Origin of the sequence: Streptomyces bacillaris, from assembly GCF_003268675.1 — a bacterium.
In the GTDB taxonomy this organism is placed as follows: Bacteria; Actinomycetota; Actinomycetes; order Streptomycetales; family Streptomycetaceae; genus Streptomyces; species Streptomyces bacillaris.
This window is the reverse complement of the sequence record NZ_CP029378.1, coordinates 2,205,671-2,220,064: the sequence shown is the minus strand read 5'-3', so window position 1 is coordinate 2,220,064 and position 14,394 is coordinate 2,205,671. Positions and strand designations below refer to the sequence as shown.

The 14,394-nt window shown below is 72.4% G+C and carries 10 protein-coding genes; 7 read left to right on the top strand and 3 right to left on the bottom strand.

All coding sequences use genetic code 11. The features are described from left to right. Positions 1-98 precede the first annotated feature (98 nt). Positions 99-1,157: an LPXTG cell wall anchor domain-containing protein gene (locus DJ476_RS35110; RefSeq protein ID WP_103417353.1), complete on the top strand. Its 1,059-nt coding sequence runs from the start codon at positions 99-101 to the stop codon at positions 1,155-1,157. A gap of 82 nt (positions 1,158-1,239) precedes the next feature. On the opposite strand, the gene DJ476_RS08970 is transcribed toward DJ476_RS35110, so the two are convergent. Together DJ476_RS08970 and DJ476_RS08965 are read right to left on the bottom strand one after the other, a co-directional pair. After that, entirely contained in the window at positions 1,240-3,210 is a 1,971-nt protein-coding gene (locus DJ476_RS08970; protein ID WP_112490256.1) for an ABC transporter ATP-binding protein, read from the bottom strand. Next, positions 3,207-5,132 (bottom strand): ABC transporter ATP-binding protein, encoded by a 1,926-nt coding sequence (locus tag DJ476_RS08965; RefSeq protein WP_318294489.1) that lies wholly within the window; start codon positions 5,130-5,132, stop codon positions 3,207-3,209. The genes DJ476_RS08970 and DJ476_RS08965 overlap by 4 nt, the downstream gene beginning before the upstream one ends. Before the next feature lie 194 nt (positions 5,133-5,326). Here DJ476_RS08965 and DJ476_RS08960 point away from each other — a divergent pair, with 194 nt between their 5' ends. The 4 genes from DJ476_RS08960 (at position 5,327) to DJ476_RS08945 (ending at position 9,104) form a co-directional block, all read left to right on the top strand. Further along, entirely contained in the window at positions 5,327-6,244 is a 918-nt protein-coding gene (locus DJ476_RS08960; protein WP_112490254.1) for an ABC transporter ATP-binding protein, read from the top strand. Positions 6,245-6,247: 3 nt separating this feature from the next. After that, a complete protein-coding gene (locus DJ476_RS08955) occupies positions 6,248-7,045 on the top strand; it encodes an ABC transporter permease (protein ID WP_112490253.1) in 798 nt (265 codons plus the stop codon). Between the two features lie 14 nt (positions 7,046-7,059). Continuing rightward, positions 7,060-8,349 (top strand): sensor histidine kinase, encoded by a 1,290-nt coding sequence (locus DJ476_RS08950; RefSeq protein WP_103417348.1) that lies wholly within the window; start codon positions 7,060-7,062, stop codon positions 8,347-8,349. A 98-nt stretch (positions 8,350-8,447) separates the two neighbouring features. After that, positions 8,448-9,104 carry a response regulator gene (locus DJ476_RS08945; protein ID WP_103417347.1) on the top strand — a complete coding sequence of 219 codons (657 nt, stop codon included), beginning with the start codon at positions 8,448-8,450 and terminating at the stop codon, positions 9,102-9,104. A 13-nt stretch (positions 9,105-9,117) separates the two neighbouring features. On the opposite strand, the gene glgX is transcribed toward DJ476_RS08945, so the two are convergent. Further along, a complete protein-coding gene (glgX, locus tag DJ476_RS08940) occupies positions 9,118-11,436 on the bottom strand; it encodes a glycogen debranching protein GlgX (RefSeq protein ID WP_162638657.1) in 2,319 nt (772 codons plus the stop codon). Between the two features lie 153 nt (positions 11,437-11,589). Here glgX and DJ476_RS08935 point away from each other — a divergent pair, with 153 nt between their 5' ends. Together DJ476_RS08935 and DJ476_RS08930 are read left to right on the top strand one after the other, a co-directional pair. Continuing rightward, positions 11,590-12,840 carry a L,D-transpeptidase gene (locus tag DJ476_RS08935; RefSeq protein ID WP_112490251.1) on the top strand — a complete coding sequence of 417 codons (1,251 nt, stop codon included), beginning with the start codon at positions 11,590-11,592 and terminating at the stop codon, positions 12,838-12,840. A gap of 217 nt (positions 12,841-13,057) precedes the next feature. After that, complete coding sequence (locus DJ476_RS08930; protein WP_103417344.1) at positions 13,058-14,302, top strand: L,D-transpeptidase; 1,245 nt, start codon at positions 13,058-13,060, stop codon at positions 14,300-14,302. Positions 14,303-14,394: the final 92 nt, after the last annotated feature.

Genomic DNA, 14,394 nt, shown 5'->3' with positions numbered 1-14,394 from the left:
GACCCGTGTATCCCCCCCCACCTCCGAACCCGGAAGACGGCCCTCCCAGCCTTCGTGCCGCTCCGGCGGCACCCAGACTCTCCAGAGGACCCCGACGTATGAAGATCCGCCGCGCCCTGGCCGTCGCCGCAGCGACCGCCGTACTCGCCCCGGTCACCCTCCTCTCCTCCCCGGCCGCGTTCGCCACCCCCGGCCCCACCCCGGAGGCCGGTGAGAGCACCCCCGCCACGCAGGAGGAGCCCAAGACGGACCCCGAGGCCGAGCAGCCGGCGCCCGCTCCCGCCCCCGAGGAGGAGCAGGAGAAGGAGAAGCCCGCCGCCGAGGAGGGCGAGGAGAAGCCGCCCGCCGAGGAGGAGAAGGAGAAGCCCTCGGACGAGGAGGAGAAGCCGAAGGAGGGTGCCCCGTCGCCGTCCGCCACCGCGCCCGCCCCGTCGCCGTCCGCCACCGCGCCCGCCGACACCTGCGTCGACAGCGACCGGCCGAAGACCGACAAGAACCTGCGCACCTCGCTCTCCGGTCTCCCCTCCAAGGTCGTCGCCGGCAGCGGCTTCCACGCCTTCAAGCTGAACGTCGAGAACAAGGGCGACAAGGTCTACGACCGCGTCGACCTCGGCCTCTTCGCCTCCCAGGCGGACACCGACACCTGGGACGAGACCACCGAGTACCTCACGCTCCAGTTCAAGAACCCCGAGACGGGCGTCTGGACGGACATCGTCCTCGACGAGGACGACGACGCCGCCGGTTACATCGGCTACACCGGCATCCGCGCCAAGGAGTCCTTCGCCATCGACGTGCGGCTGAGCGTCGACAAGAAGGCGCCCGCGAGCTTCGGGCTCGTCTTCGTCGCCGGTGTCTACGTCGACGACAAGGGCAACTGCGTCTTCCCCGACGGCGAGGCGTACTACGAGTTCAAGGTCCTCGCCGCAGGCAAGGACGCGGGCAAGCCGAACGAGGCCAAGCCCCAGACGGGCGGCAAGAAGCCGGTCAAGGCCAAGCCGGTCGGCAACACCCCGATCAAGCCCGAGGGCACCCTCGCCCAGACCGGTTCGGACTCCGACCTGCCGGTCATCGCGGCCGTCGGCGGCGTGGCGATCCTCGCCGGTGCCGGTGTCGTCTTCGCCCTGGGCCGCCGCCGCAAGGCCGACGCGGCCGTCTGAGGTCCCTCCCGTACGCCCTGATGGCTGTGGCCCCCGCCCGGAAGAGTCCGGACGGGGGCCACACCCTTGTGCGCACCCCCGGTCAGACCAGGCTGTCCTTCCACGTCCGGTGCAGCCCCGCGAACCGGCCCGTGCCGCCGATCAGTTCGGCGGGCACCCCGTCCTCGACGATGCGGCCGGACTCCATCACCAGCACCCGGTCCGCGATCTCCACCGTGGAGAGGCGGTGGGCGATCACGACGGCCGTGCGGCCGTGCAGCACCGTGTCCATGGCGTGCTGCACCGCCCGCTCGCCCGGGATGTCCAGGGAGCTGGTCGCCTCGTCCAGGATCAGGACCGCCGGGTCCGCCAGCAGGGCGCGGGCGAAGGCGACCAACTGGCGCTGGCCCGCCGAGATCCGGCCGCCCCGCTTCCGTACGTCCGTGTCGTACCCCTCGGGCAGCGAGGCGATGAAGTCGTGCGCGCCGATCGCCTTCGCGGCCCGCTCGATCTCGTCGCGGGTGGCGTCCGGGCGGCCGATGGCGATGTTCTCCGCCACCGTCCCGGAGAACAGGAACGCCTCCTGCGTCACCATCACCACGCCCCTGCGCAGCTCGGCCGTGGACAGGTCCCGCAGGTCCACCCCGTCCAGCAGCACCCGGCCCTCGGTCGGGTCGTAGAACCGGGCCAGCAGCTTGGCCAGTGTCGACTTGCCCGCGCCCGTGGAGCCGACGACCGCCACCGTGGTGCCCGCCGGGATGCGCAGGTCGAACGTGGGCAGCACCTCCCCGCCCGTACGGTAGGCGAACCGCACCCCGTCGAAGACGACCTCCCGGCCCGGGTGTTCGCCGCTCCGGGCGGGCAGTTCCTTCGGCTCCGCCGCGTCCGGGACGGTCGGGGTCTGGGCCAGCAGGCCCGCGATCTTCTCCAGTGAGGCGGCCGCCGACTGGTAGGAGTTGAGGAACATCGCCAGCCGGTCGATCGGGTCGTACAGCCGCCGCAGATACAGCACCGCCGCCGCCAGCACCCCGAGCGCCAGCGTCCCGTCGGCCACCCGGTAGGCGCCCCACAGCACCATCCCGGCCACCGCCGTGTTCGCCACCAGCCGGGAGCCGACCACATAGCGCGCCATCTCCAGCAGCGCGTCGCCGTTGCGCCGCTCGTGCACCCCGTTGAGCACGGCGAACGCCGCGTCGTTGGCCCGCTCCCGGCGGAACGCCCGCACCGGGCGGATGCCGTTCATGGTCTCCGCGAACTTCACGATCACCGACGCGATGGCCGTGGACCTCGCCCCGTACACCAGGGCCGCGCGCCGCCGGTAGAGCCGCACCAGCAGATACAGCGGTACGAAGGAGAGCACCGCCACCCCGCCGATGGCGAGGTCCAGCCAGAGCAGGATCAGCCCGATCGACACGAAGGAGAGGACGACCGCGATCAGCTCCTGGAGCCCCTCGCTCAGCAGCTCCTGGAGCGACTCGACGTCCGTGGTGGAGCGGGAGATCAGCCGCCCCGAGGTGTAGCGCTCGTGGAAGTCCACGCTCAGTGCCTGGGCGTGCCGGAAGATCCGGCCGCGCAGGTCCAGCAGCGCGTTCTGGTTGATCCGGGCCGAGCCCCTGATGAAGGCGTACTGGAACACCCCGGCCCCCGCCGAGCAGAGCAGATAGCCGACCGCCACCGCGATCAGCGGCCCGTAGTCGTGGTCCCGGAACGCCGGGACGCCGCTGTCGATCGCGTACGCCACCAGCAGCGGGCCCGCCTGGACGGCCGCCTGCTGGAGCACCAGCAGCAGCGCGACGACGGCGACCCTGCCGCGCATCGGGCGGAGCAGCGAGAACAGGAGCGCCCGGGTCGCGCCGGGCGGGGCGGGCAGGTCGTCCTGGTCGAAGGGGTCGGGGGACTCCGGGGACTCCTTGCCCGGGGCCGGACCGGCGCCGCTACCGGGGGCGGCGGTGGCGAGCGCGGGGCGGCCGCCGTCACCGGTGCCGCCCCCGGTGGCGGCGGTGGTGCCTGTTCGGCCGGCCTCGCCGTCGTCGGCCTGCGGGGTGCGCCCGGCGTCGTCGGTGGTCGTGGTCATCGGGTGCCCTCCTCGGCGGGGACCTTGGTGGTCGTTACGGGGCCGGGGGCCGTGGTGCCGGGGTCCTCGCCGGCGGGGACGGGACCACCTCCGCCCGGTCCGGCGCCGCGCGCCAGGGGCCCGTCACCCCGGTCCGCCCCGGGACCACCCCCGCCCGGCTCCGCCCCCGACATCAGCCACGCGTACTCCGCGTTCGACCGCAGCAGCTCCTGGTGCGTGCCCACCGCCGCGATCCGGCCCTCCGACAGCAGCGCCACCCGGTCCGCCAGCATCACCGTCGAGGGGCGGTGCGCCACCACCACCGCCGTGGTCTCCTCCAGCACCCGGCGCAGCGCCGCCTCCACCAGAGTCTCCGTGTGCACGTCGAGCGCCGAGAGCGGGTCGTCCAGCACCAGGAAGCGCGGCTGGCCCACCACCGCACGGGCCAGGGCGAGGCGTTGGCGCTGGCCGCCGGAGAGGCTCAGGCCCTGCTCACCGACCTCCGTGTCCAGCCCCTTGGGCAGCCGGTGCACGAAGTCGGCCTGGGCCACCGAGAGCGCCCGCCGCACCTGCTCCCCGTCCGCGTCCTCGGCGCCCATCCGCACGTTCTCGCCGACCGTCGCGGAGAACAGCGTCGGCTCCTCGAACGCCACCGACACCAGCTCCCGCAGCCTGGCCCGCTCCATCGTGGCGATGTCCTCGCCGTCCAGCGTGATCCGCCCGCCGGTCACCTCGTGCAGCCGGGGGACCAGGGCGGTGAGCGTCGTCTTCCCGGAGCCCGTACCGCCCACCAGGGCCATCGTCTCGCCGGGCCGCACCTCCAGGTCGATCCGGGCCAGGACCGGCGGGGAGCCCGGCTCCGCGTCCGGGTAGCGGAACTCCACGCCCTCGAAGACCAGCCCGGCGGGAGCCGCGGACGCCTCCGCGCGGGCGGCTCCCGCCGTGTCCTGCTCCTCCGCCGCGTCCATCACCTCGAAGTACCGGTCGGTCGCGGTCGCCGCCTCCTGGCTCATCGCCAGCAGGAAGCCGATCGACTCCACCGGCCACCGCAGCGCGAGCGCCGTCGAGAGGAAGGCCACCAGCGTGCCCGCCGACAGCGAACCGTCCGCCACCTGGATCGTGCCCAGCACCAGCGCCGCCCCGATCGCCAGCTCCGGGATGGTCGTGATGAGCGCCCAGATCCCGGCGAGCAGCCGGGCCTTGCCCAGCTCCGTGGAGCGCAGCCGCTGGGACAGCGCCTTGAACGCCTGGGCCTGGCTGCGGTGGCGGCCGAACCCCTTGACGATCCGGATGCCGAGCACGCTCTCCTCGACCACCGTGGTCAGATCGCCCGTCTGGTCCTGGGCCTTCCGCGCCACCAGCGAGTACTTCGTCTCGAACACCGAGCACAGGATCACCAGAGGCACCACGGGCGCCAGCAGCACCAGGCCGAGCGACCAGTCCTGGGCGAAGAGGATCACGAAACCGACCAGGATCGTCGCGGAGTTGACGACCAGGAAGGTCAGCGGGAACGCCAGGAACATCCGCAGCAGCATCAGATCCGTCGTGCCGCGCGACAGCAGCTGGCCCGAGGGCCACCGGTCGTGGAAGGCCACCGGCAGCCGTTGCAGCCGGCGGTAGAGGTCCGCCCGCATCGACGCCTCGACCCCGGCCAGCGGACGCGCCACCAGCCACCGCCGGAACCCGAACAGCACGGCCTCCGCGATGCCGAGCAGCAGGAGATACAGCGCCCCGAGCCAGACCCCGCCCGGGTCACGGTCGGCCACCGGACCGTCCACCATCCACTTCAGGATCAGCGGGATCACCAGCGACAGACAGGACGCCAGGACCGCCACGAAAGCGGCGGTGAAGAGGCGGAGCCGTACCGGGCGGACATAGGGCCACAGACGCAGGAGGGAGCGCACGGCGGACCGGTCCGTGTGCTCTGCAGGCTTTTCGGGCATCAGAACCGACTGTACGTTTCACCACTGACATCGGTCCTCCCAATTTCGGCCGGAACCGCGCGGAGCGCGCCCGTCGGCCACCCGGTCGTACCCGCGGGTCAACCGGTCACGCGCCCGCATCAACCGATCGGTTGATGCGGTGTCGAGCGTGATGACGGATACCGCCGGTCACCGCCCGCCGGAACCCTGGGGGCATGGCAATCATCGAAGTCAACGGGGTGCGCAAGACCTACGCGGGCCGGAACGTGGTCGACGGCGTCACCCTCTCCGTCGACGAGGGCGAGATCTTCGGCATCCTCGGCCCCAACGGGGCGGGCAAGACCACCACCGTCGAGTGCGTGGAGGGGCTCCGCATCCCCGACGCGGGCACCGTCAGGGTCGCCGGGCTCGACCCCGTCGCCGACCACGACCGGGTGACCCAGCTGCTCGGCGCCCAGCTCCAGGAGAGCGAACTCCAGGCCAAACTGACCGTACGGGAGGCCCTGGAGCTGTACCGCTCCTTCTACCGGGCCCCCGCCGACTGGCGGCCCCTCGTCGAGCGGCTCGGCCTGGCCGACCGGCTCACCACCCGCTTCGCCAAGCTCTCCGGTGGCCAGAAGCAGCGGCTGTTCATCGCGCTCGCCCTGATCGGCAACCCGAAGGTCGTCGTCCTCGACGAGCTGGCGACCGGGCTGGACCCCCGGGCCCGCCGCGACACCTGGAAGCTCATCGAGGAGGTCCGCGACGGCGGGGTGACCGTCCTGCTCGTCACCCACTTCATGGAGGAGGCCCAGCGCCTCTGCGACCGGATCGCCGTCATCGACCGGGGCAGGGTCGTCGCCCTGGACACCCCGGCCGGGCTGATCAGGCGGGCCACCGGCTCCACCGTGCTCTCCTTCGTCCCCTCCCGCCCCCCGGCCGGCCCCGAGCTGACCCGGCTCGCCGCACTGCCGGGCGTCGCCTCCGTGACCCCGCCCGACGCCTCCGGGGCCCTCGTCCTGCACGCCACCGACGACACCGTCACCCCGCTCATCGCCCTGCTCGCCGAACTCGGCATCACCGCCCAGCGGCTGCGGATCACCGAGACCAGCCTCGACGAAGCCTTCCTCGACCTCACCGGACAGGACGCCTGACCCATGACGACCCCCGCCCCCACCGCCCCCACCCAGGGAACGACCACCACCGGCCCCCGGCGCGGCCCCACGGCGGCGGTGCTGCTCGCCGAGACCCGGCTCTTCCTCCGCGAACCGGGCAGCCTCTTCTGGATCCTGGCCTTCCCCTCCGTCCTCCTGGTGATCCTCGGCTTCGTCCCGGCCTTCAAGGAGCCGCAGGAGGGGCTCGGGGACCGCCGGGTCATCGACCTCTACGTCCCCATCTCGGTCCTGCTCGCCATGATCATGTCCGGACTCCAGGCCATGCCCCCGGTCCTCACCGCCTACCGCGAACGCGGCATCCTCCGCCGGATGTCCACCACCCCGGTCCGCCCCTCCGCGATCCTCACCGCCCAGATCACGCTGCACGGCGCGGCGGCCCTCGGCTCCGCGCTCCTGGTCGTCCTCGTCGGCCGCATCGCCTACGGGGTCGAGCTCCCCGGCCACCTGCCCGGCTACCACCTGGCGCTGCTGCTCGCGGTCACCGTCGTCCTGGCCATGGGCGCCACCATCTGCGCCCTGTCCCGGACGACGAAGGCCGCGACCGCCGTCGGCTCGGTCGCCTACCTCGCGATGATGTTCACCGCCGGGGTCTGGGTGCCCGTCCAGGTCATGCCCGACACCCTGCGCCGCATCGTGCAGGCCACCCCCTTCGGCTCCGCCTCCCAGGCCCTGGACCAGGCCGCCTCCGGTGCCTGGCCGAGCTGGGCCTACCTCGGGGTGGTGGCCCTGTGGACCGTGGTGCTGGGGAGCGCGGCCGCTCGACTCTTCCGGTGGCAGTGACGGAGACTGCCCGTATGACGTCGACGCCCCGCTCCCCGTACCCGGCGGGCGCGTCAGGCCCCCGCACGGTCGAGCAGCGCTGGGAGCAGTTCTACCGCTACGGGCCCTACGCCGTCCTCACCCTGGCCACCCTCGTCTCCGCCGTCGCCGCCGACCTGATCATGAGCCGTACGGAGATGTACGCGGCCGGGGTCCTGGCCGCCGCCGCGTACGGGCTCCAGCTCTGGTGGGGCCGGACCCGCCCCCGTACCGCTCCCGCCGCCCCCGCCGGGGTGGCCTACTACGCCGTACGGACCGTCCTCGCCTTCGCCCTCACCTGGCTCAACCCGTTCTTCGCGATCTACGCGGCGCTCGGCTACTTCGACGTCGACCCGCTGCTCCCCAAGCGGGCCATCCGGATCGGGCTGCTCACCACCGCCGTCACCCTGGCCGGTTCGCAGAGCGGTGGACTGCCGCCCGCCTCCCTGATGAACTGGGTCGCCTTCGGCGCGCTGTACCTCATCAACTCCGCCCTCGCCCTCTTCTTCTGGTACGTCGGGATGCGCGAGGAGGAGAAGGCCCGCGTCCAGGTCGAGACCATCGCGGAGCTGGAGCGCACCAACCTCCGGCTGGAGGAGGCGATGGCGGAGAACGCGGCCCTCCACGCCCAGCTCCTCGTCCAGGCCCGCGAGGCCGGGGTCGACGACGAGCGGCGCCGGCTGGCCGCCGAGATCCACGACACCCTCGCCCAGGGGCTGACCGGGATCATCGCCCAGCTCCAGGTCGTCACCTCCACCCGGGACACCGACCCCGGCACCGCCCGCGTCCATCTGGACCGGGCCGCCGCCCTCGCCCGCCACAGCCTCGGGGAGGCCCGCCGCTCCGTCCACAACCTGGCCCCCGCCGCCCTGGAGCACGACGAGCTGACCGGCGCCCTGGAGAAGACGGTCGCCACCTGGGCCGAACAGCACCGCGTCCGGGCCGACTTCACCGTCACCGGCACTGCCGAACCGGTCCACGACGAGGTCGCCGCCACCCTCCTGCGCATCGCGGGCGAGGCCCTGGCCAACACGGGCCGCCACGCCGGGGCGTCGAGGGTCGGCGTCACCCTCTCCTTCATGGACGGTGAACTGACCCTGGACGTAAGGGACGACGGCCGCGGCTTCGACCCCGCGGCGCCCGCCCCGCCGAGCCGCACCGGCGGCTTCGGCCTCGGCGGCATGCGGGCCCGCGCGGAGCGCATCGCGGGCACGGTGGAGGTGGAGTCGGAACCGGGCGCCGGTACGGCGGTCTCGGCCCGGGTCCCCCTGGTCCGACAGGCATGACACGCGGTACGGGGCCCGGTCTCCGGCCCCGGCACCGGTCCCGCCGTGAGGTCGCCCCTGGCCAGAGACCCATGCCCCGCCGTACGGTGGTTCGCGCCATGATCGAGAACCCCGGCAGCGCCCCCGCCATCACCCTCGTCCTCGTCGACGACCACCCCGTCGTCCGCGACGGGCTGCGCGGCATGTTCACCGCCGAACCCGGCTTCGAGGTCCTCGGGGAGGCGGCGAACGGGGTGGACGCCCTCGACGTGGTCGGACGCCATGACCCGGACGTGGTCCTGATGGATCTGCGGATGCCCGGCGGCGGGGGAGTGGCGGCCATCGCGGAGCTGACCCGGCGCGGCGCCCGTGCGAAGGTCCTGGTGCTGACCACGTACGACACCGACTCCGACACGCTCCCCGCGATCGAGGCGGGCGCCACCGGCTATCTGCTCAAGGACGCCCCGCGCGAGGAGCTGTTCGCCGCCGTCCGGGCCGCCGCCGACGGGCGCAGCGTCCTGTCGCCCGCCGTGGCCTCCCGGCTGATGACCCGGGTCCGTACCCCCGCCGCCCCCGCCGACACGGCCCTCTCCGCCCGGGAGCGCGAGGTGCTGGTGCTGGTGGCGCGGGGGACGACCAACCGGGAGATCGCCGCCGAACTCTTCATCAGCGAGGCGACCGTGAAGACCCACCTCACCCACATCTTCGCCAAGCTCGGCACCAAGGACCGGGCCGCGGCCGTCGCCGTCGGCTACGACCGGGGCATCCTCGGCTGACCTCCCGGGGCCCCTACGCGGCCACCCGCAGCAGCAGCACCGAGCGGGCCGGGACGGTCAGCTCCGTACCGCCCTCCAGGACCGTGCCGGGCGGTTCGGCCTGGTCCTCCCGGGAGGTGTCCAGGACCAGTTCGTACCGTTCCGCCCACGGGGCTCCCGGCAGCTCGAAGGCGACCGGGTCCGCGCCCGCGTGCAGGACTGCCAGGAAGCTGTCGTCGGTGACCGGCTCGCCGCGCGCGTCCCGCCCGGGGATGTCCCGGCCCGAGAGGTAGAGCCCGAGCGTGGCGGCGGGCGCGTACCAGTCGCCCTCCGTCATCTCCCGGCCGTCCCGCGCGAACCACGCCAGGTCCCGCAGCCCGTCCGGCGCCTGCGCCCGGCCGGAGAAGAACGCCCGCCGCCGCAGCACCGGATGGGTCTGGCGCAGCCGCAGCACCCGGGCCGTCAGCGCGGTCAGCTCCCGCCACTCGGGCTGCTCCAGCAGCGACCAGTCCAGCCAGCCGATCTCGTTGTCCTGGCAGTAGGCGTTGTTGTTGCCGCCCTGCGTCCGGCCCATCTCGTCGCCCGCCACCAGCATCGGCACCCCGGTGGAGAGCAGCAGCGTGGTGAGCAGGTTGCGGAGCTGGCGGCGGCGTAGCGCGTTGATCTCCGGGTCGTCGCTCTCGCCCTCCGCCCCGCAGTTCCACGCCCGGTTGTCGTTCGTCCCGTCCCGGTTGCCCTCGCCGTTGGCCTCGTTGTGCTTGTGCTCGTAGGAGACCAGGTCGCGCAGGGTGAACCCGTCGTGCGCGGTGACGAAGTTGACCGAGGCGTACGGGCGGCGGCCGCCCCAGGCGTAGAGGTCGCTTGAGCCGGTCAGCCGGTAGCCGAGATCCCGTACGTCGGGGAGGGCGCCGCGCCAGAAGTCCCGTACGGCGTCCCGGTAGCGGTCGTTCCACTCGGTCCACAGGGGAGGGAAGGCGCCGACCTGGTAGCCGCCGTTGCCGACGTCCCACGGCTCCGCGATCAGCTTGACCCGGCGCAGCACCGGGTCCTGGGCGATCACCGCGAGGAACGGGGAGAGCATGTCGACGTCGTGCATCGAGCGGGCCAGCGCCGCCGCCAGGTCGAAGCGGAAGCCGTCGACGCCCATCTCGGTGACCCAGTAGCGCAGCGAGTCGGTGATGAGCCGCAGCACCTGGGGCTGGACGACGTGGAGGGTGTTGCCGCAGCCGGTGTAGTCGGCGTAGCGGCGCGGGTCGTGCTGGAGGCGGTAGTAGCCGCGGTTGTCGATGCCGCGCAGCGAGAGCGTGGGGCCCAGCTCGCCCGCCTCGGCGGTGTGGTTGTAGACGACGTCGAGGATGACCTCGATCCCGGCGCTGTGCAGCGCGTGCACCATCCGCTTGAACTCCCCGACCTGCTGGCCGGCGGTGCCGGAGGCGGAGTAGTCGGCGTGCGGGGCGAAGTAGCCGATGGAGTTGTAGCCCCAGTAGTTGTGCAGCCCGCGCCGCAGCAGATGGTCCTCGTGGGCGAACTGGTGGACCGGGAGCAGTTCGACGGCCGTCACTCCGAGCCGCGTCAGGTGGTCGATCGCGGCCGGGTGCGCGAGCCCGGCGTAGGTGCCGCGCAGCTCGGGCGGGATGTCCGGGTGGAGCTTGGTGAAGCCGCGTACGTGGAGTTCGTAGATGACCGAGTCGGCCCACGGGGTCTTCGGGCGCCGGTCCTCCACCCAGTCGTCGTCATCGTGGACGACGACGCCCTTGGGGACGTACGGGGCCGAGTCCCGTTCGTCGCGCACGGTGTCGGCCACATGCTGGTCCGGCCAGTCCCTCATATGGCCGTACACCTCGGGCGGCAGCGTGAACGTGCCGTCGACCGCACGGGCGTACGGGTCCAGGAGCAGTTTGGCGGCGTTCCAGCGGGCGCCGGTCCAGGGGTCCCAGCGGCCGTGCACCCGGTAGCCGTACCGCTGACCGGGCCGGACGCCCGGCAGGAAGCCGTGCCAGATCTCGTGGGTCAGCTCGGTGAGCGGGCAGCGGGTCTCGGTGCCGTCCGCCTCGAAGAGGCACACCTCGACCGCCTCGGCCCCGCCCGCCCAGAGAGCGAAGTTGGTGCCCGCCACCCCGTCCGGGCCGACCCGGAAGCGGGCCCCGAGCGGCATGGGCGCCCCGGGCCAGACGACGGGGGCGCGGGGCGCGGCCCGTACGGCCTCGGTCGCCGCCGTGATCCCCGTGCCCGCCGTGATCCCCGTGCTCTCCGTCCGTACGGTGACGGGCGCGGCCCGCCCCGGTGGGCGGCCGGGCTCCACCGCCCTCCCGGCCGGGTCCTGTACTGCCTCCTGCTCGGCTGCGCTCGACACGTGTCGCCTCCCGCGGCTCATGAGGACGGGCACCGGAAAGCGGGCGCGCGACGTCCCGGCCGCGGCCCTCTCCTGGCAGTCCTTCCCTCTGTTCTGCCCACTGCGGGGCCCGCAGTCACGTTTCCCCCGACCGGCCCTGGTCGTTGGGGGAGCGTGAACCACGTAGCGAAGAGCGCACGGGCGGGCTCGGCCACCGTGCTGACATGGGCAGGACTGCTCAGCGTGCTGGCCGTGCTGGTCCTGCTGACCGGATGCACCGATACGAGAGAGGCCCTGCTCAACGGCAAGGAGGGCTCTCCCGCCGATGTGATCAGCATCTTTCCCGAGGACGGGGCCAAGGAGGTCGGCGCGGAGACCAGGATCCGGGTGAAGATCCCCGACGGCCGGCTGGAGAGCGTCAAGGTGATGCGGATCGAGGACGCCCAGCAGCAGACCGTGGCGGGGCGCATCGCCGACGACGGCCTCTCCTGGGAACCGGAGCCCGGCGCGGCCCGGCTCGCCCTGGCCGCGAAGTACAGCGTCGACGCGGTGGCGGTGGACGCGTCCGGACAGCGCTCGGCCCGCCACGCCACGTTCACCACCCTCGTCCCCGAGCGCCGCTTCATCGGCTACTTCAAGCCGGAGAACCGCTCCACCGTCGGGACCGGCATGATCGTCTCCTTCTCCTTCAACCGGGCCGTCACCGACCGCGCGGCCGTGCAGCGCGCGATCCGGGTGACCGCGAAACCGGAGGTGGAGGTGGTCGGCCACTGGTTCGGCAAGGACCGGCTCGACTTCCGCCCCGAGGAGTACTGGAAGCCGGGCACGGAGGTCACCGTGGACATCGGGCTGCGGGACGTGGAGGGCGCGCCGAAGGTCTACGGCAGCCAGGACAAGAAGGTCACCTTCACCGTCGGCCGCTCCCAGGTCTCCCTGGTGGACGCGGAGGCCAAGACCATGGAGGTACGCCGGGACGGGAAGCTGGTCAGCACCGTCCCGATCACCGCCGGGGCGCCGAAGACGACCACGTACAACGGGAAGATGGTCGTCACCGAGATGCACGAGGTGACCCGGATGAACGGGGCCACCGTCGGCTTCACGGACGAGGAGGGCAAGGGCGAGTACGACATCAAGGACGTCCCGCACGCCATCCGGCTCACCACCTCCGGCACCTTCCTGCACGGCAACTACTGGGCCGACGAGTCCGTCTTCGGCAAGGAGAACGTCAGCCACGGCTGCATCGGCCTGCGCGACGCGAAGGGCGGCAGCGCCACCACCCCGGGCGGCTGGTTCTTCGACCGGACGCTGATCGGGGATGTGGTGGAGGTCGTCAACTCGAAGGACAAGAAGGTCGCGCCGGACAACGGGCTCAGCGGCTGGAACCTGGACTGGAAGCAGTGGAAGGCGGGTTCCGCCGTGCGCTGAGATCCCTCCCGCCCCCGCAGGCACACCTCCGCGTCACCCCCGTCCCGCACCCCGCCCCACCTGCACGGCTCTCCCCGCCACTTGGGACGGAACGGTGACATTCCGGAGGGGATCCACCGCACCGACGGTGTGATTATCTTGCGTGGAGCGAGCGCGTATGTGCAGCGCGCGGGGGATGCGGGCCATGGCAGTGCCAGGCCCAGCGAGGGGAGACACAGTGAACGGGCAGCCGATATCGGGGGCATCGGCCGGGGCGGGCAGGAAGCGGCGCGGCGGATCGGGGCCCCTGGCCCTGGCTCTGGGAGCGATGCTGCTGCTGGTGACGGCATGCGGCGGGGACGCGGAGGCGGGCGGCAAGGGCGGTGGCCAGAGCAGCCCTAAGGCGGAGGACACCACGGCCTCGCAGGCGGTGGTGACCATCGCGCCGGAGGACGGAGCGGACTCGGTGGCGACCAGCGGCGCGCTGAAGATCACCGCCGCGCAGGGCAAGCTGACCACGGTCAAGGTCGCGGACCCCAAGGGCAACGAGGTCGCGGGCGAGATCGCGGCCGACGGCGCGAGCTGGACGCCGGAGCGCCACCTCGCCGCCGCCACCAAGTACACGGTCCACGCGGTCGCCAAGGACGCGAAGGGCCGGGAGTCGGCCAAGGACACCACCTTCACCACGCTGGTGCCGGCCAACACCTTCATCGGCCACTACACGCCGGAGGACGGCTCCACCGTCGGTGTCGGGATGCCGGTCTCCATCAACTTCACCCGGGGCATCACCGAGCCCGCCGCCGTGGAGAAGGCCATCAAGGTGACGGCCGACCCGCCGGTCGAGATCGAGGGCCACTGGTTCGGCAACGACCGCCTCGACTTCCGCCCGGAGCACTACTGGAAGCCCGGTACGAAGGTGACCGTCGAACTGCACCTGGACGGCGTCGAGGGACGGCCGGGGGTCTACGGCAAGCAGGCCAAGACGGTGACGTTCACCATCGGCCGCTCCCAGGTCTCCACCGTGGACGCGAGCACCAAGCGGATGAAGGTCGTCCGTGACGGCAAGGAGATCAAGGACATCCCGATCTCCGCGGGCGCCCCGGCGACCACCACGTACAACGGTCAGATGGTCATCAGCGAGAAGCTCAAGGTGACCCGGATGAACGGCGACACCGTCGGCTTCGGCGGCGAGTACGACATCAAGGACGTCCCGCACGCCATGCGGCTCTCCACCTCGGGCACCTTCCTGCACGGCAACTACTGGGGCGCCCCGTCCATCTTCGGCACGACCAACACCAGCCACGGCTGCGTCGGTCTGCGCGATGTGCGCGGCGGCTACGACAGCCAGACCCCGGCGGCCTGGTTCTACAACAAGTCGATGATCGGTGACGTCGTCATCGTGAAGAACTCCAAGGACAAGCAGATCCAGCCGGACAACGGCCTCAACGGCTGGAACATGGACTGGGAGGAGTGGAAGAAGTAGAGCTTCCTCCACCCCGCGCCACGCGCGTGAGCGGACCCGGTGCTGTGACCAACGGCACCGGGTCCGCCCGCGTTAGCAGTGGTTAACCTGCC